Source organism: Micromonospora rhizosphaerae (assembly GCF_900091465.1).
GTDB lineage: Bacteria > Actinomycetota > Actinomycetes > Mycobacteriales > Micromonosporaceae > Micromonospora > Micromonospora rhizosphaerae.
In genome coordinates this window covers 5,195,264-5,217,070 of record NZ_FMHV01000002.1, presented here as the reverse complement: position 1 = coordinate 5,217,070, position 21,807 = coordinate 5,195,264, and the positions used below count along the sequence as shown (strand labels likewise).

Annotated in this window: 17 protein-coding genes; 12 read left to right on the top strand and 5 right to left on the bottom strand. The window is 70.3% G+C overall.

Annotation, left to right across the window (positions count from 1 at the left end; translation table 11 throughout):
* Positions 1–107 precede the first annotated feature (107 nt).
* The 9 genes from GA0070624_RS24505 (at position 108) to GA0070624_RS24465 (ending at position 9,403) form a co-directional block, all read left to right on the top strand.
* Positions 108–1,166 carry a class I mannose-6-phosphate isomerase gene (locus tag GA0070624_RS24505; RefSeq protein WP_091349703.1) on the top strand — a complete coding sequence of 353 codons (1,059 nt, stop codon included), beginning with the start codon at positions 108–110 and terminating at the stop codon, positions 1,164–1,166.
* Entirely contained in the window at positions 1,163–2,506 is a 1,344-nt protein-coding gene (locus GA0070624_RS24500) for an FGGY-family carbohydrate kinase (RefSeq protein ID WP_176731853.1), read from the top strand. The genes GA0070624_RS24505 and GA0070624_RS24500 overlap by 4 nt, the downstream gene beginning before the upstream one ends.
* Entirely contained in the window at positions 2,490–3,395 is a 906-nt protein-coding gene (locus GA0070624_RS24495) for a hypothetical protein (RefSeq protein WP_091345057.1), read from the top strand. Before GA0070624_RS24500 ends, GA0070624_RS24495 begins: the two co-directional genes overlap by 17 nt.
* Positions 3,392–4,174, top strand: a complete 783-nt coding sequence (locus GA0070624_RS24490; protein ID WP_091345055.1) for an ATP-binding cassette domain-containing protein — start codon at positions 3,392–3,394, stop codon at positions 4,172–4,174. Before GA0070624_RS24495 ends, GA0070624_RS24490 begins: the two co-directional genes overlap by 4 nt.
* Positions 4,171–5,229 carry an ABC transporter permease gene (locus GA0070624_RS24485; protein ID WP_091345052.1) on the top strand — a complete coding sequence of 353 codons (1,059 nt, stop codon included), beginning with the start codon at positions 4,171–4,173 and terminating at the stop codon, positions 5,227–5,229. Before GA0070624_RS24490 ends, GA0070624_RS24485 begins: the two co-directional genes overlap by 4 nt.
* 47 nt (positions 5,230–5,276) lie before the next feature.
* The gene (locus tag GA0070624_RS24480) at positions 5,277–6,281 is read left to right on the top strand and encodes an ABC transporter substrate-binding protein (protein WP_091345050.1); all 1,005 of its coding nucleotides are present in this window, start codon (positions 5,277–5,279) and stop codon (positions 6,279–6,281) included.
* Between the two features lie 70 nt (positions 6,282–6,351).
* Positions 6,352–7,353 carry a tagatose 1,6-diphosphate aldolase gene (locus tag GA0070624_RS24475; protein ID WP_091345048.1) on the top strand — a complete coding sequence of 334 codons (1,002 nt, stop codon included), beginning with the start codon at positions 6,352–6,354 and terminating at the stop codon, positions 7,351–7,353.
* 26 nt (positions 7,354–7,379) lie between these two features.
* Entirely contained in the window at positions 7,380–8,399 is a 1,020-nt protein-coding gene (locus GA0070624_RS24470) for a 1-phosphofructokinase family hexose kinase (protein ID WP_176731852.1), read from the top strand.
* Entirely contained in the window at positions 8,399–9,403 is a 1,005-nt protein-coding gene (locus tag GA0070624_RS24465) for a LacI family DNA-binding transcriptional regulator (protein WP_091345044.1), read from the top strand. The genes GA0070624_RS24470 and GA0070624_RS24465 overlap by 1 nt, the downstream gene beginning before the upstream one ends.
* Positions 9,404–9,440: 37 nt before the next feature.
* Here GA0070624_RS24465 and GA0070624_RS24460 read toward each other — a convergent pair whose 3' ends face one another.
* Entirely contained in the window at positions 9,441–10,217 is a 777-nt protein-coding gene (locus GA0070624_RS24460) for a DUF1223 domain-containing protein (RefSeq protein ID WP_091345041.1), read from the bottom strand.
* Between the two features lie 384 nt (positions 10,218–10,601).
* On the opposite strand from GA0070624_RS24460, the gene GA0070624_RS24455 reads away from it, so the two are divergent.
* The 3 genes from GA0070624_RS24455 (at position 10,602) to aceE (ending at position 15,452) form a co-directional block, all read left to right on the top strand.
* Complete coding sequence (locus GA0070624_RS24455) at positions 10,602–11,792, top strand: MFS transporter (protein WP_091345039.1); 1,191 nt, start codon at positions 10,602–10,604, stop codon at positions 11,790–11,792.
* Between the two features lie 154 nt (positions 11,793–11,946).
* Positions 11,947–12,570, top strand: a complete 624-nt coding sequence (locus GA0070624_RS24450) for a GntR family transcriptional regulator (protein WP_091345038.1) — start codon at positions 11,947–11,949, stop codon at positions 12,568–12,570.
* Between the two features lie 197 nt (positions 12,571–12,767).
* Positions 12,768–15,452, top strand: coding sequence for a pyruvate dehydrogenase (acetyl-transferring), homodimeric type (aceE, locus tag GA0070624_RS24445; RefSeq protein WP_091345036.1), 2,685 nt, complete (start codon positions 12,768–12,770; stop codon positions 15,450–15,452).
* Between the two features lie 41 nt (positions 15,453–15,493).
* On the opposite strand, the gene GA0070624_RS24440 is transcribed toward aceE, so the two are convergent.
* The 4 genes from GA0070624_RS24440 to sthA form a co-directional block, all read right to left on the bottom strand.
* Positions 15,494–17,716 carry a hypothetical protein gene (locus GA0070624_RS24440; RefSeq protein WP_245718961.1) on the bottom strand — a complete coding sequence of 741 codons (2,223 nt, stop codon included), beginning with the start codon at positions 17,714–17,716 and terminating at the stop codon, positions 15,494–15,496.
* A 675-nt stretch (positions 17,717–18,391) separates the two neighbouring features.
* A complete protein-coding gene (locus tag GA0070624_RS34970) occupies positions 18,392–19,765 on the bottom strand; it encodes a permease prefix domain 1-containing protein (RefSeq protein ID WP_091345030.1) in 1,374 nt (457 codons plus the stop codon).
* The gene (locus GA0070624_RS24425; RefSeq protein WP_091345028.1) at positions 19,762–20,136 is read right to left on the bottom strand and encodes a PadR family transcriptional regulator; all 375 of its coding nucleotides are present in this window, start codon (positions 20,134–20,136) and stop codon (positions 19,762–19,764) included. Before GA0070624_RS24425 ends, GA0070624_RS34970 begins: the two co-directional genes overlap by 4 nt.
* Before the next feature lie 241 nt (positions 20,137–20,377).
* Positions 20,378–21,787 carry a Si-specific NAD(P)(+) transhydrogenase gene (gene sthA / locus GA0070624_RS24420; protein ID WP_245718960.1) on the bottom strand — a complete coding sequence of 470 codons (1,410 nt, stop codon included), beginning with the start codon at positions 21,785–21,787 and terminating at the stop codon, positions 20,378–20,380.
* Between the last annotated feature and the right edge of the window lie 20 nt (positions 21,788–21,807).

Genomic DNA, 21,807 nt, shown 5'->3' with positions numbered 1-21,807 from the left:
CTACCTTGCCGCCATGACATCGTTGTCATAGTCCTGATCCATTGAGTTCAGGAGGCGGTGTGCACGTGACAGGCCAGCCGGCACCGGCGGCGTGGGGCAGCGGCCGCATGAGCGTGGGGCCGCAACTGCTGCCGCTGAATCAGCTCGAGCACTTCTACCGCGGGGGCGAGCGGATCGCCCTGTTCCGCGGGGCGACAAACACCAGCCCGTGGCGTCCCGAAGAGTGGATCGCGTCGACGACCACGATGGCCTCCGATCCGGAGCGGGGCCTTTCCCGGCTGGCCGACGGCACGCTGCTGCGGGACGCCGTCGTGGCCGACCCGCAGGGCTGGCTCGGCCCGGCCCATGTGGACAGCTTTGGACCATCCACCGAGTTGCTGGTCAAGCTCCTCGACGCCGGTCAGCGGCTCCCGGTGCACCTGCATCCGGACCGCGCGTTCGCCCGCCGCCACCTGGGCATCCCACATGGAAAGACCGAGGCGTGGGTGGTGCTCGACGTCGCCGAGGGCGCCCAGGTGCGGCTCGGCTTCGCCGAGTCCATGCGCCCCCCGCAGGTGCGCGCGATGGTCGAGGCGGCCGACTCCGACGCGCTGGTCCGTTCGCTGCGTCCCCAGCCGGTACAGCCCGGCGACGCCGTACTCGTGCCCGCCGGAATGCCGCACTCCATCGACGCCGGCGTCTTCCTGCTGGAGCTGCAGGAGCCCACCGACCTGTCGATCCTGCTGGAGGCGCAGGACCTCGCCGTGGACCTGTGGCGGGACGGGCATCTCGGGCTGGGATTCGATGTCGCCCTGACGGCGTTGCGTCCCGACGCGCCCGGCGAGTCCGAGCTGGACGCCCTGGTCGTGCGCGGCGATCGGCTAGGGGCTGGCGGTCTGGTCAACCTGCTGCCCGCCGACGCCGAGCCGTACTTCCAGGCACATCGGCTGCGCGCAGCGCAGGCCGACCAGCCGGACTCCGACCCGCTCGTCCCCGCCGGCTTCGCCGTGGTGCTCGCCGTAGCGGGCCGCGGTCGGCTGATCTCCGGCCGCGGTGGCGGTCTCGACCTGCGGCGCGGGGACGTGGCGGTGGTGCCGTTCGCCGCGGGCGACTGGCGCCTGGTGGGGGAGTTGGAGGTGCTTGTCTGCCGGCCACCCGTGCCTCGTCACGGGGAGGTGGCGACGTGAGTGGCCTCCTGGTCGGCATCGACGTCGGCACCACGAGGGTGAAGGCCGTCGCGGTGGATCCGCGCGGCCAGGTGTGCGGCGAGTCCGAGCGGGTCACCCCCTGGCGGCGCGCCGGGGGCCGGGCCGAGGTCGATCCCATGGCGCTCGTCGGGCTGACGCGTACGGTGGCCGCCGAGGTCGCGGGGGAGCGGGGGGCGCTCGGAATCGGCGTCACCGGCATGGCCGAGACCGGCGTCCTCGTCGATGGGCACGACCGGCCCCTGGCCCCGGCCATCGCGTGGTACGACCCGCGCGGCGACGTCGAGACGATCGCGCGGGAGCTGGGCGAGGAGACGTTCGAGACGACCACCGGCCTCCCGTTGACGGTGCTCCCCTCCCTGGCGAAGCTGCTGTGGCTGCGACGGAACCACCCCGAGACCGCCGCCGCGGTGCGGTTCTACTCGGTAGGCGAGTGGATCGTCCGTCGGTTCGGAGGCGAGCCGGTCGCGGAGCTGTCGCTGGCCAGCCGGACGGGACTGCTCGAGCTGAGCCGGGCCCGTCCGTGGGAGGACGCGTTCGGCCTGCTCGGCTCGCCGCTGCTGCTGCCCGAGCCGGTGGTGGCGGGCACGGTGGCGGGACGTGCCACGGGCGACGACCTGCCCGAGGCGCTGCGGGGCGCGGCGCTGACCGTCGCCGGCCACGACCACCAGGTGGCGGCGTACGGCGTCGGCGCCGCCTTGGATGGCGCCCTGTTCGACTCACTCGGTACGGCGGAGGCGCTGGTCCGTACGGTGCGTCCACCGCTGGCGCCGCGTCAGGTCGCCGCTCTCACCGGGCAGGGCATGTCCGTCGGCTGGGGGGTCGTCGCCGGGCACCTCTGCGTCCTCGCCGGACTGTGGACCGGCCTGACGCTGCACCGGGTCGCCGAGCTGCTCGGCGCGACCACCACCGCGCACCGGCGTGCCCTCGGCGAGCAGGCGCTCGCCGCACCGGCGTGCCATCCGACGCTGCGCCTGGCGAGCGAGGGGGACGGACACCTCAGCGTCGTCGGGATCACCGACGGCGTCACCCCGGCGATCCTGTGGCGTACCGCGGTCGAGGCGATGGTGGCCGAGTCCGGCCGCCTCCTCGATCGGATCGACGCCCTGACCGGACCCCACCGGGAGGTCGTCGTCGGCGGGGGCTGGTTACACAACCCCGCGCTGCTCGACGCGAAGCGGCGCCAGCACCCGGGGATGCGCACCACCGCCATCGCGGAGCCCGGCGCCTATGGCGCCGCTCTCCTGGCTGCCTCGGCGGCCGGCGTCGCGGTACCAGCCCCACGACAACGGGAGGTGACCCAGCATGTCCACCAGCCTTGATCAGATCGCCGACCACGCGGGAAGGTTCGCCATCCTCGCGATGGACCAGCGCGGAACGCTGCGCACCATGCTCGAGCGCGCGGGCCAGCCGAGCAGCGATCACGACCTGGGCCAGTTCAAGGTGGACGTGATCCGCGCCCTGTCACCCATGGCAAGCGGCGTGCTCACCGACGTCGACCACGGCGTCGCCGCGGTGCGTGCGGCCCGCGCGCTCGACCCGCAGGCGGGCCTGCTCATCGCCAGCGAGCGGTCGCCGCAGCCCACCTGGAACGGCGAACGGCGAACCGAATACTCGTCGGCCGAGCGGGGTCCCCGCTTCGTCGCGGACAACGGTGGTGTGGCGCTGAAGTTTCTGGTCCGCTGGCGGCCGGACCGCCCGGTGGGGCCGGGCGAGCCCGATCTGGCGCGGGAGGCCATCGACGCGATCGCCGCGGTGGTGGCGGACTGCCGCGAGTACGGCATGCCCTCGGTCATCGAGCCGCTCGTCACGAAGCCGCCCAACGGGGAGTGGCTCTCGCCGGAGCAGCACAAGCGGCTGGTGATCCGGTCCGCCGAGTTGCTGGCCGCCCTGGGACCCGACCTGCTCAAGCTCGAGTGGCCCGGCGACGCGGACGGCTGCCGTGAGCTGAGCAAGGTCTGCCGGAACGTGCCCTGGGCGCTGCTGTCGGCGGGCGTGGCGTACGAGCAGTTCGTCGAGCGGGTGCGCACGGCGATGGACGCCGGCGCGACCGGCTACATCGCGGGGCGGGCGTTCTGGGGAGAGGCGGTCGGGCTCACCGGAGCGGAGCGCCGGCACTTCCTGCAGGGCACGGCGCGGCAGCGGATGGCCGGCCTGAACGCGGCGATCCGCGGGCACGGCCGATCCTGGCGGGAGGTGGCGGCGCAATGATCGACGGCATCGGCACGAACGGCGACGACGCCGTACCCGTCCTCGGCGCCTATGGCGTGGTGAAGACCTTCGGGCACGTACGGGCGCTGCGGCACGCGTCGTTCGAGGCCTTCCCCGGCCAGGTCACGGCACTCGTCGGGGACAACGGAGCGGGCAAGTCGACGCTCATCAAGATCCTCTCCGGGGTGCTCGCACCCGACGAGGGTGAGGTGCGCATCGACGGTGCGCCGGCCGGTCTGACCGACCCCCAGGAGGCGAAGCGACGCGGGATCGAGACCGTCTACCAGGACCTCGCGCTCGCCCCCGACCTGGACGCCGCGGCGAACGTCTTCCTGGGCCGGGAGGTGCGCCGATTCGGGTTCCTGCACAACCACCCCGAGATGCGCCGCCGCACCGCCGTCGCCTTCCGCGACCTGGGCGTCGGACTGGTGCAGGACATGCGCGCGCCGGTGGCCGCGTTCTCCGGCGGCCAGAAGCAGTCGGTGGCGATCGCGCGCGCGGCGATGTGGGCGACCAAGGTCATCATCATGGACGAGCCGACGGCGGCGCTCGGCGTCATCCAGACCGCGAAGGTGCTGGAACTGGTCGAGCGCATCCGCGATCGTGGCATCGCCGTCGTGTTCATCTCGCACAACCTGCCCCAGGTGCTCCAGGTCGCCGACCGCATCGAGGTGCTGCGCCTGGGTGCCCGCGTCGCCTGGTTCCGCCGCGGCGAGGCCGACGTGGACCTGCTGATCGCCGCGATCTCCGGCGCGCACACGAACGAGGTGCCCTCATGACCACGGACACGAAACCGGCGGCGCCCGAGACCCAGGAACCGGTGACTCCGCGCGAATCGCTGGTACGGGCGATCATCCGCAACCCGACGATCGTGACGTTCGCCGCCCTGCTGGTGATCGTCCTGGCGTTCTCGATCCTCGCACCGGGGCTGTTCACCCAGAGCAGCAACTTCGTGCAACTGGCGCAGAACGTCGCCATCCTGACCGTGGTCAGCGTCGGCACCACCTTCGTCATCATCACCGCCGGCGTGGACCTGTCGATCCCCAGCGGAATCGTGTTGGGCGAGGTCTTCGCCGTCCACGCGCTGCAGCTGATCAAGGTGGGCGACGGCACCGCGGCCGACGTCGCGGCGGACCAGTCGAAGGCGAGTTACGTGTTGGTGGCGCTGGCCGGTGCACTACTGGCCGGGCTCATCATCGGCACGATCAACGGTGTGGTGGTGGCCTACCTCAAGGTACCGCCGCTGCTGGCCACGCTCGGCACCCTGGGTGCCGGTCTCGGGGCGGCGCTGATCCTTCAGGACGGCGTCAACACCGCGACGTACGCCCTGGACGCGGTCGGTCACGGCGCCTGGATCCCGGGCGTACCCAACCTGATTCCGATCGCGCTGCTGGTGGTGGTCGCCGGTTTCGTACTGCTGCACATGGCGGTCTTCGGCCGGCACACGTACGCCATCGGGTCGAACCCGGAGGCGGCGCGGCGAGCCGGCATCAAGGTCGAGCGCCACCTGCTCAAGGTCTACATCATCGGCGGTACGGCGGCCGGGTTCGCCGGCTTCCTCTCCGTGGCGTACTTCAGCACGACCAGCATCGGGGGCCACTCCACCGACAACCTCCAGGCCATCACGGCGGTCGCGCTCGGCGGCACCAGCCTCTTCGGCGGGGTCGGTTCGATCATCGGAACCCTCATCGGCGTCTGGATTCCCGCGGTGCTCAAGAACGGTTTCGTCATCACCGGGGTCCAGCCCTACTGGCAGGACGTCGCGGTGGGTCTCGTGCTCATCGCGGCCGTCTGGTTCGACCAGCTGCGACGGCGCTCGCGCGACCGCGGCTGACGCATCACCTATTCCCTACAACCACCACAGGCATCAGGGAGGATGCGATGAGAAACCGCAATGCGGTGGCGGGAGTGGCGGCCTTCGCCGCCGGCCTGCTGATGGTGGCGGCGTGCGGCGACAACGCCGGCAGCACGTCCGGGTCCGGCTCCGGTGGCGGCGTGTCGGGCAAGAAGTTCGTCCTGATGGTCGGCGTCAAGGGCGACCCGTTCTACATCTCGATGGAGTGCGGAGCGCGGGAGAAGGCCAAGGAACTTGGCGTCACGCTGCAGGTGCAGGGGCCCGACAAGTTCGACGCGACGATGCAGAATCCGCTGCTCGACGCGGTGGCCGCCGCGAAGCCGGCCGCGCTGCTGGTGGCGCCCAACGACGTCAAGGCCTCCGCCACGCCGCTCAAGCGGATCCAGGACGCGGGCAGCAAGGTCGTGCTCGTGGACACGACGGTGGACGACACGAGCATCGGCGCGTCCCGGATCGCCACGGACAACAAGCTGGGCGGGGCCAAGGCGGCCGAGGCGCTCAACCAGCTGCTCAACGGCGCCAAGGGTAAGGTCCTGGTCATCTCGACCGATCCCGGTGTGTCCTCGGTGGACGCCCGGATCGCCGGGTTCGAGGAGGCGGTGAAGAGCAAGTACACCAACCTCACGCTCGCTTCCGCGGCGCAGTACTCGCACAACTCGCCCCAGACGGCGGCCGGGATCATCCAGGCCGAGCTGCAGCGCAGCCCCGACCTGGTCGGCGTCTTCGCCACCAACCTCTTCTCCGCGCAGGGCACCGCGACCGGCGTGCGCGCGGCGGGGAAGAGCAACCAGGTGAAGGTGGTCGGCTTCGACGCCGGTCCGGACCAGATCAAGCAGCTGCAGGCCGGCGACGTGCAGGCCCTGGTGGCGCAGAAGCCGTACGACATCGGGGTGCAGGGCGTCCAGCAGGCGGCTAACGCCGTGGAGGGCAAGACGGTGGAGGCGAACATCGCCACGGAGTCGGTCATCGTCACGAAGGACAACCTCGAGGACCCCGACGTCAACAAATACGTCTACAAGGACAAGTGCTGAGCGCAGCGGGCGCGGTGCCGGGTCGTCGGCCGGCCCGGCACCGCACCGACCAACGAGAGGACGAACAGACGTGGACCTACAGCGGCTCGGCACCGTACGCCGGTTGACCCGCCTCGCCACCCACGACGGCTTCTTCTGCATCGCGGCCCTCGACCACCCCGAGAACTACCTGGCGCTGTTCGACAGCGACGTCGCCCAGGTGCCGTACGAGACGGTGGTGGCCTCCAAGCTGGAGTTGGCCGCCGAACTGTCCCGGCACGCGTCCGGCCTGCTGCTGGACCCGGTCTGGTCCCTCGGCCAGGCGATCGCCACCGGAGCTCTCCCGGGCTCGGTCGGCGTCCTGGCGCCGATGGAGCTGCTGAGGTACGCACCGGGGACCACGGTCGGCTGGGACCTGGAGACCCGGCTGCGGCCGGGCTGGACGCCGGAGAAGGTCGCCAAGCTCGGCGCCGACGGGGTGAAGCTCATCCTCTTCTATCGCGCTGAGCTGGCCGACGTCGCGGCGCAGCAGCGCAAGCTCGTCGCCGACCTGGCCTCCGCCTGTCGACAGGCACAGCTGCCGCTCGTCATCGAGCCGATCTGGTACCCGCTCGACGACGAGGATCCGACCGACCCGTCGGTGGGCCGCCGCCGGGCGGCGGCGATCATCGCCTCCGCCGCCGAGTTCACCCTGCTCGGCGTCGACGTGCTCAAGATGCAGTTTCCCGGTTCCCTGGCCACGGCAGCGGACCGGGCGGCGGCGGCGTCGGCCGCCCGGGAGCTGGACGGCGTCGCGAGCGTGCCGTGGGTGCTGCTGAGCGAGGGCGCCGGCTTCGACGACTTCGCGGTGCAGATGGAGATCGTCGCCCGGGCCGGAGCCAGCGGCTACATCGCGGGGCGGGCGGTGTGGGGTGACGCCGTCGGACGTCTTCGTGACGCCGATCGGGCCCGGGCGGTGGCGCGGGCCGGTGAGCGGCTGGACGCGTTGAACGAACTCGTGCGGGCGCACGGCCGCCCGTGGGCCGAGCGGGTCGCGCTCGACGCGGTGGCCTCCGCCCTGCCGCGGAACTGGTACCAGTCGTACGGCGAGTAGTGGCCGCGGCGAGGCGAGGAGGAGCAGTGCTCATCGCGACCCCGAACATCACCGTGGACCGGACCGTTCGCCTGCCCGAACTCCGGCCCGGAAGCGTGCTGCGGCCGTACCGGGCGGTCGTCACCGCCGGCGGAAAGGGCGTCAACGTGGGCCGGGCTGCCGCGGCCTTCGGGCGGCGGCCGCGGCTGGTCAGCTTCCGGCCGGAGACGGACGCGGATGTGCTCGCCCGGCTCTTCGCCGTCGAACCGATGCAGTTCGTCGGTGTTCCGGTGCCCGGGGACGTCCGGGTGGCCACCATCTACCTAGAGGATTCCGGTCGGGTGACCGTGCTCAACGAGCCCGGGCCGCAGATCACGGCCGAGGCCTGGCAGCGCTACGAGCAGGCCGTCGCCGACGAACTGGCCACGGGGGAGCACCTGACCCTGGTGTGCTCCGGTAGCCTGCCGCCCGGCGTGCCGGACGACGGGTACGGGCGGCTGGCCACGATCGCCCGTCGCGCCGGCGTACGGGTGGTTGTCGACGCGGCGCGGGCGGCGCTGGCCGGTACGCTCGGCGCCGGACCCGACCTCGTCACGCCGAACCTGGCGGAGGCCGAGGGTGTCCTGTGGGGACAGTCCCACGAGGCGGTGGACGAGGCTGGTCCGGACGTCGCGGCACGGGCGTGCGCGGCGGTCACCGAGCTGTGCCGCCGCGGCGCGCGGTCGGCGGCCGTCACCGCCGGCGCGGCGGGGGCCGCATTCGGTGACGAGGAACGGGTGTTCTGGGTGCCCACGGTCCCGACGGAGGTGGTGAACCCGATCGGGGCCGGCGACTCGTTCGTCGGTGGCCTGGTCGAAGCGTTCGAGGAGGGCCGGGAGGGCGTCGACGCGGTGGTGCTCGCCGTCGCCGCCGCGACCGCTTCGGTCGAGCAGGAACTCGCCGGCGGCGTCGACCCGGAACGGACGCGACAGCTGGAGATCCAGCTGACCGGCCGAGCCCGTCCGGTCACCACGGTGCCGTGGGCCCAGCGGGACGCCGACATTCCGACGGCCCGATCGGGGACCTGATGTCGCGACGGCCGACGCTGCGCGACGTGTCACTACTCGCCGGGGTGAGCGCGAAGACCGTGTCGCGGGTCGTCAACGACGATCCCGCCGTCGCGCCAGGCACCGCCGAGCGAGTCCGCGCGGCGATCCGGGAACTCGGCTTCCACCCGAACCCGGTGGCCCGCTCGCTGCGAGTCGGCCGGGACGACGCCATCGGCCTGGTGGTCGAGAACATCGCGGACCCGTTCATGGCCGAGGTGACCGGGGCGGTCGAAGAGGTGGCCCGCGAGCGGGGGATGTTCGTCGTCATCGCCAGCGCCGGCTACGCGCCGGAGTACGAACGCGTGGTCGTCAGCGGCCTGTCCGACCGGCGAGTCGCCGGTCTCATCATCACGCCGACGTCCGGCGACCACTCGTACTTCCAGCACCTGGCGACGCGGATTCCCACCGTTTTCGTGGACCGCCCACCGATCCAGCACGACGCGGACACCGTGCTGGTCGACAACGAGGGCGGGGCTCGAATGGCGACCCGGCACCTGATCGACCACGGCCACCGGCGAATCGCCTTCGTCGGCGACCGGCTGCACGTCTACACCACCCGCCTGCGTTACCAGGGCTTCCGCGCCGCCATGCTCGACGCCGGACTGCCCGTCGACGACCGGCTGGTACGCGTCGACGCCATGGGCGCGCACAACTCCACGGACGCCATGATGGACCTGCTGGAGGTGGAGAACGGGCCGACCGCGGTGCTGTCGGCGAACATGCGGGCCTCGCTCGGCGTGGTGCGCGCGCTGCACCTGCGCGACCGCACCGACCTGGCCCACGTCAGCTTCGACGACTTTCCGGCCGCCGAGTCCCTCAATCCGCCCGTCACCGCCGTGTCCCAGGATCCGAAGCGGCTCGGCCGCCAGGCGGCGAGCCTCCTCCTCGACCGAGTCATCGGGGAGACCGCTCCGCCCCGCCGGGTGGTGCTACCGGTGCGGCTGATCGTCCGCGGATCCGGCGAGCTGCCGCCGCCAGCCTGAGCCGCGAGTCCCCAGCCGATTATTCCGGCACCAGCTCTCATCCAGACTCGGCGGACACGTCGATGGCCGCGGCGCCGACGATTGCCTTGTCACCGTCGTTCTGCACGTACCCGACCACCGAGGCTTGTCGAGGATCAAGATCTGGCGGCACCTCCAGTTCCACCCGCCCACGCTCGGCGTCCAGGCCTACCGACGTGAAGGCGCGCACCACGTTGTCCTGCCGCAGCGTCCGCCCGGCGTTCTCACCCCGGGCGACGTCGCTTACCAGGCCACGTTCCACGATCGCCACGTTCAACACCGCCCGCTCCGGCGGCCGCTCGGTCTGGTAGTCCACCATCACCCGGTGCCCGCCGCCCGTGGCCCCGGCGGCGTCCTCGACCGACAGTGCCAGCGGCGCGGCGGCTACCCCCGTCAGGGCGGACGCGATCGCGGTTGCCGCCCGTCGACGGTCGGAACCGACGAACTCGACTGTGCCGTTGACGACCATCTGCGGGGTGTACAACTGCCCGGAGCCGAAGGCGCGCGCGTATGCCTGCTGCCGCGCGGTGTACGCCGCGTCGGCGAACCGGTCGGGCCAGCCCAGGTAGTCCCAGTAGTCGACGTGAAATCCGAGGGCGAAGACGGGCTGTCCCCGCTTCCGGGCGTCGCGCTCGATCTCGGTCAGCACTTCCTCTGCGGGAGGACAGCTGTTGCAGCCCTGAGAGGTGAACATCTCCACGACGGCGACGCCGCCGGCCGGCGCGACGTCCCGCGCCCGCACCGGCGACTCTGACGAGCGGGCACGATTCGACCCGGTGCCCGATGGGTCCGTCATGGCGCGTCTCCTCCGTCGGTCCTGCTGGCGGCTCTCCGATTCCCGTTACGGCCGCGACCATGCCTGGATCACCCAGCAGGGGTCACGGCGCTGACCCGCTGTGGTTCGCCCCCGGCGAGCATGCCGCTAAGGCGGGGCGTGCGAGCCGAAACGCCAACGTCACGCCGCCACCACCCAAGCCTCGGCGGCGGCGACGCTCGCCACCAGGAACCCGTTGCGGCTGATGCACGGCTGGCCGCAGATCGGGTGGGTCTGGCGCGTCGGGGCCAGTGCATGCGCGTGTGAGGGCGCGCATTGGGTAGTCCGCTGCGGCCTGTCAGCAGGAGGGCGTCCAGGTCGCTCGCGCCGGGCCGCCGCTTGCAGCTCACCTGAGGAGCACGTCTGATGAGTATCGCCGGACAGGGGCGACTTTCGCCGAACGTCTCCCTGCCTCTGCTCGCCTCGATCCTCGTGTCCTTCGTGGCCGCGTCGACAGCCCCGACGCCCCTCTACGGGATTTACCAGGCGCGCTGGCACTTCTCGCCGGTCACGACGACGGTGGTGTTCGCCGTCTACGCCCTCGCGGTGCTGGCGTCCCTGCTCACGGTCGGCAAGCTGTCCGACCATGTCGGGCGGCGGCCGGTGCTGCTCGTCGCGATCGCGGTCCAGATCATCTCGCTGGTCCTCTTCATCGTCGCCACCGGCGTGTCCACGCTGCTGGCCGCCCGCGTCGTGCAGGGGCTCTCGGCTGGCGCCGCCACCGGCGCCGTCGGAGCCGCCATGCTCGACATCAACCGCGCCCGCGGCACGCTCGCGAACTCGATCGCCCCCGGTATCGGGACCGGCACCGGTGCCCTGGTTTCGGCGCTGCTCATCCAGTTCCTGCCCGCGCCGACGCGACTGGTGTACGTCGTCCTGCTCGTCGTCCTGCTGATCCAGGGCCTCGGGGTCGTACTGATGCCGGAGACGGTCACGCCGATGAAGGGAGCGCTGCAGAGTCTGCGGCCGGAGATCAAGCTGCCCCCTGCCGTGCGCGCGCCACTACTGGCCGTCGCCCCGGTGGTCTTCGCCGTCTGGGCGCTGGCCGGCTTCTTCCTCGCGCTCGGCCCGGCGCTCGTGCGGGCCCTCATGGCCACCTCGATCGTGGTCGGCGGTCTGGTCGTCTTCGTCTTCTCCCTCTTCGGGGTCAGCACCATTCTCCTGCTGCGCAACGCTGCCGCGCGGACCGTGATGCACACCGCAATCACCGCACTCATCCTGGGCATGATCATCACAGTGGTGTCGGTCACCGCCGAATCCATCCCCGGCTTCTTCATCGGCCTCGCGCTCGGCGGCGTCGGTTTCGGTGGCGGTTTCATGGGCAGCGTCAAGATGGTCATGCCGCTCGTGGAGGCGCACGAACGCGCCAGCGTGCTCTCCCTGCTCTACATCATCTGCTACGTCGGCTTCGGCCTGCCCACCGTCATTGCCGGCTTCCTCGTGGTGTACGGCGGCGGCCTGCCCCGGACCGCCAACGAATACTCCGTCGCCGTCATCCTCCTCGCCCTGGTCGCCCTGCTCGGGCTCCGCAGAGCCAGCAGGACATCAGCCGGCTGACCCGCCGCGGCGGGGAACCCAGCGACGCTGGGTGACGCCCCGAACAGGCGGGCCACAGATTTGGCATAATTACACCCTGGATCGTATAGAAATTAGGGACCTGCGGTTGGCCGCCGTATTGTCTAGGCAGCCACCAATCTCCCGAGGAGTACCCATGGCCCCGCCCGTCGTCCACTCGCTGCCTCGGCAGATCCGCGAGTACATCGTCGAGGGGATTGTCAGCGGGCGCTGGAAGCCGGGCGAGCGGATCGTGGAACGGCGGATCGCCGTGGAGCTGGAGGTCAGCCAGACGCCCATCCGGGAGGCGCTGCGCGAGTTGGAGATGCTGCGGCTGATCGAGTCCGCACCCAACAAGGGCGTACGGGTACGCAATCTATCCGCGGCCGATCTCGAGGAGATCTATCCCGTGCGGGCGGGCCTCGAGCAGATCGCTGCTTCGCTTGCCGCGCCACGGCTGGGCAAGGACGTCTCCGTCCTGGAGCCCGAGGTCGCTGCGCTCTACGAGGCCGATCGCAGGAGTGATGCCGAGGCCCAGGTACGTCATACGGTCGCCTTCCATCGGGAGTTGGTGCGCGCATCCGGGAACAGCGTGCTGCTGCACACCTGGGAGTCGCTCGGTATCGAGGTGTGGACGACGCTCTCCATCCGGTGGCTGGGCACCCGCCAGCAGTCGTACGCGGAGGAGCACGAGGCGATCGTCGAGGCCTTTCGGCAACGGGATCCGCGGGTCGACGTGTTGGTCAAGGAGCATGTGCTCGGTTGTGCTCCCCAGGTCTGATTTCACGACATGGGAGGCCACTTTCGTGGCCGGCGGAGAGCTTGCTCACCGCTCTTTGATCGATCATCGATCAGACCTATAGTGGCGTTGGACCCCATCGGCCCGACCGGTCCCCGGCCGGCAGGTCCCCTGTCTCACCGTCTCGACCTCCCGCCCCGCCGGACGAGAGGTCCGGAACCGTCGGAAGGCGGCCCACCATGACCGACATCGGGCGAAAGCAGCCAAGCGCACTCGATCAAATCCCGGACCGCGACCCCGAGGAGACCGCCGAGTGGGCCGCCTCTCTCGACGCCGTCACCGCGGCAGCCGGGCCGCACCGCGCCTCGTACCTCTTGCGCCGCACTCTTGAACACGCCAAGGGCTCCGGCCTCGCGCTGCCGAAGCTGCTGGAGACCGAGTACATCAACACCATCCCGACCGCCGCCGAGCCGGAGTTCCCCGGCGACGAGGAGATGGAACGGCGCATCACCGCCTGGAACCGCTGGAACGCCGCCGCGATGGTGACCCGCGGCAGCCGCTACGGCCTGGGCGGCCACATCGCCACCTTCGCCTCCGCCGCCTGGCTCTACGAGACCGGCTTCCAGCACTTCTTCCGCGGTAAGGAGGCCGACGGCTCCGGCGACCAGCTCTACATCCAGGGCCATGCCTCGCCCGGCATCTACGCCCGCGCCTTCCTCGACGGACGGCTCACCGAGGGCCACCTCGACCGGTTCCGGCAGGAGGCGGGCGGCGATGGCCTCCCCTCCTACCCGCACCCGCGCCGGCTGCCGTGGCTCTGGGAGTTCGCAACCGTGTCGATGGGCCTGGGCCCGCTGTCAGCGATCTACCAGGCGCGGTTCAACCGCTATCTGCAGCACCGTGGCATCAAGGACACCTCCGCCTCGCGGGTGTGGGCGTTCCTCGGCGACGGCGAGATGGACGAGCCCGAGTCGACCGCCGCGCTCGCCCTCGCTGGTCGCGAAGGCCTGCACAATCTCACCTTCGTGATCAACTGCAACCTGCAGCGGCTCGATGGACCGGTGCGCTCCAACTTCAAGATCGTCCAGGAGCTGGAGGCCCAGTTCCGCGCGGCGGGCTGGAACGTCGTCAAGTCGCTCTGGGGCTCGGCCTGGGACGACCTGTTCGCGCTCGACACCACCGGCGCGCTCGTACGCCGGCTGCGCGAAGTCCCCGACGGGCAGTTCCAGACGTACGCGGCCCGAGACGTCAGCTACATCCGCGAACACTTCTTCGGCGCCGACCCGGCGCTCGTCGAGATGGCGAAGGTGCTCACCGACGCGAAGATCGCCGAGTGCTTCCACGCCTCGCGGGCGGGCCACGAACCACGCAAGGTGTACGCCGCCTATCGGGCCGCCGTCGAGCACCGGGGCGCGCCGACCGTGATCCTCGCCCAGACGGTCAAGGGTCACACGCTCGGCCCCGGCTTCGCGTCGCGCAACGCGAACCACCAGATGAAGAAGCTGACCGGCAACGAGTTCCGTGCGCTGCGCGACTTCCTCGAACTCCCGATCCCCGACAGCAAGCTCAACGATGAGCTGGTGCCGTACGTCCACCCCGGCGCCGACTCGCCGGAGGTCCGCTACCTCCACGAGCGCAGGGCCGCGCTGGGCGGGCCCGCCCCGGCTCGCCGCGTCCACCCGGTGGTGCTGCCCCAACCGCCCGCCAAGCCGTTCGAAGTCTTGGCCAAGGGGTCCGGCAGCCAGGAGATCGCGACGACCATGGCCTTCGTCCGCCTGGTCAAGGATCTGATGCGGGATCCGGAGACCGGCAGGCGGTGGGTGCCCATCGTTCCGGACGAGGCACGTACCTTCGGCATGGAGTCGCTCTTCCCCACCGCCGGGATCTACTCCCCGCACGGCCAGACCTACGATCCGGTCGATCGCGACATGCTCCTGTACTACAAGGAAGCCACGAACGGCCAGATCCTCCACGAGGGCATCACCGAAGCCGGTTCGATGGCCGACTTCACGGCCGCCGCCACGTCGTACGCCACCCACGGCGAGCCGATGATCCCGTTCTACATCTTCTACGCGATGTTCGGCTGGCAACGGACGGCCGACCAGATGTGGGCACTCGCGGACCAGCTCGGCCGGGGCTTCCTCATCGGCGCCACCGCCGGCCGTACGACGATGACCGGCGAGGGCCTGCAACACGCGGACGGTCATTCCCACCTGATCGCGTCCACGAACCCCGCCGCGGTCGCCTACGACCCGGCCTTCGCGTACGAGGTCGCCGTGATCGTCCGCGACGGGCTGCGCCGGATGTACGGGCCGGACGCGGAAAACGTCTTCTACTACCTCACGGTCTACAACGAGCCGAAGGTCCAGCCGCCCATGCCGCCGGGCGCGGCCATCGAGGAGGGCATCCTCAAGGGCCTCTACCGCTTCCGGGAAGCCGATGCCCAGGAGTTGGCGGCGGATGCCCCGCGTCTGCAACTCCTCGCGTCCGGCACCGCCATTCACTGGGCCCTGGAGGCCCAGCGGCTCCTCGCCAGCGACTGGGGCGTGGCGGCCGACGTGTGGTCCGCCACGTCCTGGAGCGAGCTGCGCCGCGACGCTCTGGACTGTGACGCGGCGCAGCTCAAGGGCGAGGACCGGATCCCTTACGTCACCCGGGTGCTGGACGGCGCCCCCGGCCCGGTGCTCGCCGTCAGCGACTGGATGCGGGCGGTCCCGGACCAGATCAGCCAGTGGGTGCCGCAGGACTGGCACTCGATCGGCACGGACGGCTTCGGCCTCTCCGACACCCGCGAGGCCGCCCGTCGCCACTTCGGGGTTGACCCGCAGTCGGCCGTGGTCGCGGCGCTCGCCGCCCTGGCCCGGCGCGGCGACGTCAAGCCCGAGACCGTTCAGGAGGCCCGCAAGCGCTACGGAATCGCCTAGGGCCACCAACCCGGGTTAGGACTTACTCGTCCAGGTGTCGTTCAATCCGGTTCGGCGCAGTTGTGTGGACCTCGCTGCTCCCAATCTGCTCGCAGCCGGTCTGCCAGCTCGCGGACTGCCGCGGCGTAGCGATCGTCCGATTCATATGGGGTGTGCCCCCAAATCGGCGGCGGGGTGCTGTCCACAGCTGGTGCCAGCACGTCTTCGGGGTCGCGTAGGCGGCGGTCCACCAGCGCGGCGGACCGGGGGCGCGCGGGCGGGTCCCCGGACCGCTGCCTGGAGAAGATCCGGCCGCCGATGGGGTCGGTGTTGCTCCACAGGTTCAGCCAGCGCCACCCGATCCGGTCGCCGATTTCGTACAGCACGGGCTCGCCGAGGTACGCGGGGTAGAGCTGGGCGCAGAGTCGCTTGAGGGGGGAGGCATAGGTGAGCAGCGCGACTCGTCGCCGCACCTCTGGGCGCAGTCGCAGCACGGTTGCGGCCAGAATGACCGATCCCTGGCTGTGTCCGCTGAGCACGACCCCGTCGTAGCGTCGCGTCAGCTGGCAGATTCGATCCGTCAGCTCCGGCACGGCCCGCTCGATATAGCTGGGTGGCGCGAACGGGTGGGCCGCGCGGGGCCAGAAGGTGCCGAGGTCCCACAGCACTCCGACGTAGCGGCGAAACCCTGCCGTCCGTGAGGCGAACAGCCCGCCCACCAGGAGCCCGACGACGACGGCGAGGATCAGGTAGCTGCCAATGGCCATCACTACGCTCAGCACCTCGCTGGGCACGCCGAGGAGGTCCTGCGCCAGCGGGCTCGGCTCCAACCCCGCCAGAGCTAGCGCGCTGGCCCCGAGCCCGATCACGGTCAGGCACGCGTAGGCAATGGCCAGTGAGCCCAGCTGCTCGGTGAAAGATGCCTGGATGACCGCTTTCTCCACTCGCCGGGCCTGGGCCTTCGCCTCCGGTGGGGGAGCCGGGTAGTCCCGGGCCACGATGGCTGCTGCGGTTCGCCGACGGTCCGCGCGGGTCGACAGGATGATGATGGCGCCCGCCGTCACGGCGGCGATTGTGGTCAGGAAGAAGGCCAGGATCGCCCACCGGTATGCCGGCACTGGGACCGCCAGGTCCCCCGTTCGCAGCATGAACGTCCGCCTGCTGAGCAGAGACGCCGCACGGTAGACCAGCTCGGCCGAAAGGGCGCCCGCCAGGCCCGTCGCGACTGTGGCGACGACGGCGGCGCCCAAGCCGCGCAGAAGCGCCGGTCGGCGGTCCCGGCCGCCAGAGCGCCACAGCACCAGTACGGCGAGCGCGACGAGCAGCGCCGTCTGGGTGACGAACACAATTGCGACGATGTCGGCGTACCTGGGCAGTCCGTCCGACCGCGGCCAGCGGACCGGTTCGACGGCGACGGACCAAAGCGTCGCGACCGTCAGGCCGCCGGCTACGGCGCGCAGCACCAGAGGCATCCGATCCGTGGTGCTGGCGATCGGAGCCGGCTCCAGTTGGCCCGGGGCGCAGAGCAGCACCACACACGTGGCCAGCAGCGCTCCGGCGAGCGCGGACAACACGACCACCGTCACCGAAGTCCCGGCGGCGGCGCGTGCGGCGAGCAGCACAACGTCCAGCGTGACGAAAGCAGCGGCGACGTGGATCGCGTGAAGACGTTTCGCCCTCGGCGAGACGTCCCACCGGTCCAACGCCGTGAGGTTGTCATCCTGCGGCTTTGCGGCCGGCAACCGGAAGGCTTCGTACGAGCGAGCCTGTCGTACGCCGAGAAACCACACCAGTGCCACCGCGGCCAACGGCACCAGGGCCAGCAGCGCCAGGCGCACACCGACCGGTCGGCCGCCTAGCCAGGACAGCCAGCCACGGCCGGCGAGACAGCCGGACGAGCCCATGCACTTCCACGCCAGGAGGTCGAGGGCGACCCCAGCCGCCGTCAGCGCGTAGAGCAGCGTCAGGGTGAGCGCGAGGAGCTGGCACAGCACGGTGACGCCGGACTGCAAGCCCCGTCCCGCCGGGCGCATCCAGAACGCCACGTTGCTCAGCATGAACGGCAGCAGGAACACCAGGGACAGCGTCCGCGCCGCGGTGCCCGAGGGCAGGTCGCTCCACTGGTACGCCTCCAGCAGCGTCCCACCCCCACCGGTGGTGTGCCGGGATTGCGCCCGGGGGCGGTAGAAGCCGGCCCGGCGGTCGCCGGCCACCTGACGGACGTCCCGGCAGCCGAGCACCTGACCGGCCCCGGCGCCCGCCACCCCATGGACCCTCAGCTCCACGATTTCCCCTGACAACCGCCGTTCCCCGGATGGCGGTGACACGTCGCACATCAGCCAGCGACCCCCAAGCGCGGCGGCCAGCAGACTGTGGTGAGCAGCGACCAACTGATCGCAGTGGTCGCTACCCAAGCTGGCGCCGATGTCTACCCGCGCCGACGCCCAACAACCACCCGGGCCTGGGCCTGACTTGTCGTCACCCTGGGGGCCGTGCACCCGCCTGCGTCGATCATCCGAGAGCGGCCAGATGTTTCCGCCGGGCCATGCGGCCCCAGCTCCCGTTCCACCAGCGACCACCTACCGCCACCGCAGCAGAGTAGCCGAACACGCGTACGAACGGTCGGCTGCCGGCGGCGTCGAGTCTCAGGACCTGCGTGATGGCAATGAACAGTCTCAAGACGTGGGTGTCACTTCTGGCTCGCCGGGTGGCGAGGGCGGTGCGGATGGGCGCCGCCGGGCGCGGGTCGTATCGGCGACCGCGATCGCGGTGGGGACTGCGGTTGCGACAAGGCGGCCAGCAGCGGCGGTACGTGGAGCAGCACCGGGGCGATGGCGGCCAGCACGAGCAGTCCGATCGGCCGATCCCGGGACACCCCGCCGTACACGACGTACTCGAAGTGGGCACGTCCGGCCAGGAACAGCGCGGGTCCGCCGAGGATGACGGCGGCGGATGGGCTGTCAGAGGTAGCTGAACAACGGGGGAAAGACCAGGACAACGATCCAAGCCCACACGGCGTACACCGGGAGGTAGGCGGTCTGCCAGCGCTCGAGCGCCGCGAACGGTGTGCGCCGGCGGACGAAACCCAGCACCAGCCACGCCGACCAGGCGAGATTGGCCAGCAGGATGACGTTCTCACCGAGCGCCGCCGCCTTGTTGGGTGTGGTGCCGTACTCGGTGATGCGCCCGGTGATTTCCACCAGCACCAGCACATCAATCACCAGTGCGCTGACCACGAGGGCGAGCTGCAGCTTGTCGAACAGGCCGGGCGGGGCCAGCGGATCGCGGGCCGAGATCGAGTAGAGCAGCAACCCCAGCACCACGACCAGCAGGAGGTCGAACAGGATCAGGGCTTCCCGCTCGACGTTGATGCCGGTGGTGGTCCAGCCGAGGGCCACAAGGAAGGCCAGCAGCACCGCCGTGAACAGCGGGGTGAACAGTCGCGTGAGCACTGGGGCGATGTTCTCGACGACACTCTGCTTGGCCTCGACGAGCCACCCGGCCACCACCACTGCGGCGGCGGCGCCGCAGGGAAGCAGCCACTCCGAGACGAAGCCTTCCGGGGAGATCCCGATGGCCTCGAAGGTCCCGAACATGAACGCGGTCAGCACGCCGCCACCGAGAGCGATGAGGACGTAGTAGACGAACCACTCGCCGGTGAAGCGGATGAAGTCCATGCGTCGGCGTGACGAGCGCAAATCATCGGCCACGTAGGCCAGACCGACCACGATCCACAGGGCGATGGGGAGATGAATGCTGGTCAGGACCACCGACTGGGAGTCGTCCGCGAGCGGGTAGGCGTTGGCGGCCACGGCGCCGAGCGCGAACAACGCCAGCAGTGTCCCGATCAGCGCTTTGCTGGCGTGGCGGCGCCAGGCCAGGAAGGCCGCCAGCCAGGGCAGCGCGAACAGGCTGATGTTGGGCCCGTAGAACGCGCCATCCTCTTCGAAGCGCATCCCGAACAGTGCCGGCACCTTGATGGACGCTGCCGCGCCCGCAGCGCAGATGGCCAGCGCGAACAAGTCACGTCGCGACCGGGTGTCCGCGACAGGGCTGTCGGTCTCGCCGGTCAGCACCAGTTGCTTCCAGAGCCGTTCCGAGTGCTCCCGGGCGAACTCGCGGGACAGGTCGTTCAGGGCACCCATGCGTTTGACCGCGACCAGGAACGCCTCGTCGGCGTGTAGGCCAACCGCGATGAGCTCATCGACGGAACCCCGGAGATGGTCCTCAAGCTCTTCGGCGTCGGATTGTCGTAGCTCCGGGCGGCGCCGCACGTGTTGACGCCATTGCGCGAACTGAGCCTCCAGTTCGTCCTGACCGTCTGGCGCTGTCATGCCTGGACCTCCAGCGGGATCGCAATCGACGGCCTGAAATCGCCGGGGCCCTGCCAGATCTGCTTGAGCGCGTCCACGACGGTGTCCCACTGGCGGCGTTGCTCGGCAAGCTCAGCCAGGCCACTGTTGGTGATGCGGTAGTACTTGCGCCGCCGCTCCCCAGTGACCGACTGCCAGCTCGACTCCACATATCCGAGGCGCTCAAGCCGGTGCAGCAACGGGTAGAGCAGTCCCTCGGTCCAGTTCAGCTCTCCACCGGACAGCTCATTGATCCGTCTGAGGATGGCGTAGCCGTAGCTCTCCCCCTCGGCCAGGATGCCCAGCACCATCGGTGTCGCCGAGGCGGCGACGAGATCCTTGGTGACCCTCACGAGACCCCCCTAGGCCCCATACCCTAGAACCATGATGCATCGTAGCTCTAGGTATAGTCCCGGCGCAAGGAGCGGGATCGCCGTCCATGGCTCGGCGCATTTCCCAGAACCTGCGACCAGTGACCGGTGGTGCCCACCTCGGGTTCGGGTGGCCACTCGGTCTCAGTGCCCAGCTGGAGGTAGACCTCGGCCTTGTTCCCTTGAACGACAAGTCGCCGACGGGCACCAGGGCCTGGGTGGACTAACCGTCGATCCGGGTGATGTTGCGGATCTTGTTGGACGCGTCCAGGGCGGCGACCTTGTACGCCTCGGCCAGCGTCGGGTAGTTGAACACCGCGTCGACCAGGTAGTCGACGGTAGCGCCGCAGCCCATCACCGCCTGTCCGATATGGACGATCTCGGTGGCGCCGGTCCCGAATACGTGTACGCCGAGCAGCCGGCCGTCGGCCGGGGAGACGAGCAGCTTCAGCATGCCGTACGAGTCACCCACGATCTGGCCGCGGGCCAGCTCGCGGTAGCGCGCGATGCCCACCTCGAACGGCGTCGAGCTGTCGGTCAGCCCCTCCTCTGTCTTCCCGACGAAGCTGATCTCGGGAATCGTGTAGATGCCGATCGGCTGCAACTCGTGCATCTCGCGGACCGGCTCGCCGCAGGCGTGCTGCGCGGCCAGGCGGCCCTGCTCCATCGACGTGGACGCCAACGCCGGGAAGCCGATCACGTCACCGACCGCGTAGATGTTGTCCACGGCGGTGCGGTAGTTCGCATCGACCTCGATCCGGCCGCGCTTGTCCGCCTCCAGCCCAGCCGCTTCCAGCGCCAGGTCGTCGGTCTGGCCCTGGCGTCCCGCCGAGTACATGACCGTGTCCGCGACGATCTTCTTCCCGCTTTTCAGGATGCACAGCGCCGCGGTCTGGTGCTTCTCCACCGCGGCGACCTCCTCGCCGAAGCGGAACGTCACGGACAGGTCGCGCAGGTGATACTTGAGCGACTCGACGACCTCCTCGTCGCAGAACTCGAGCATCCGGTCGCGGCGTTCGACCACGGTCACCTTGGTGCCGAGCGCGGCGAACATGGACGCGTACTCCATGCCGATCACGCCGGCGCCGACCACGACCATGCTGCGGGGCACGGCTTGGAGGTTGATGACGCCGTCCGAGTCCACGATGGTCCTGTCGTCGAAGTCGACGCTCTCCGGGCGCGCCGGGCGCGTACCCGCGGCAATAATGATCTTGTCGAAGGTGACCTTGGACTCGCGCCCGGAGCCGCCGTCGACCCAGACCGCGTGCGCGTCCGCGAACCGTCCGGTGCCGGTGATCATCGCGACCCGGTTGCGGGCCAGCTGATTGCGGATGACGTCCGTCTGCCGGCTGATCACGTGCTGGGTCCGGGCGGCCAGGTCGCTGACCGTGATCTCCTCCTTGACCCGGTAGCGGCTGCCATACAGGTCCCGCTGGCTCAGGCCGGTCAGGTAGAGCACGGCCTCGCGCAGCGTCTTGGAGGGCACGGTGCCGGTGTTGATGCACACCCCACCGATCATGTCGCGCCGGTCCACGATGCCGACCCGCCTGCCGAGCTTGGCCGCGGCGATCGCCGCCTTCTGACCGCTGGGACCGGAGCCGAGCACCAACAGGTCGTAGTCATACACAACCATTAGCGTCGCAAGATGCTGCG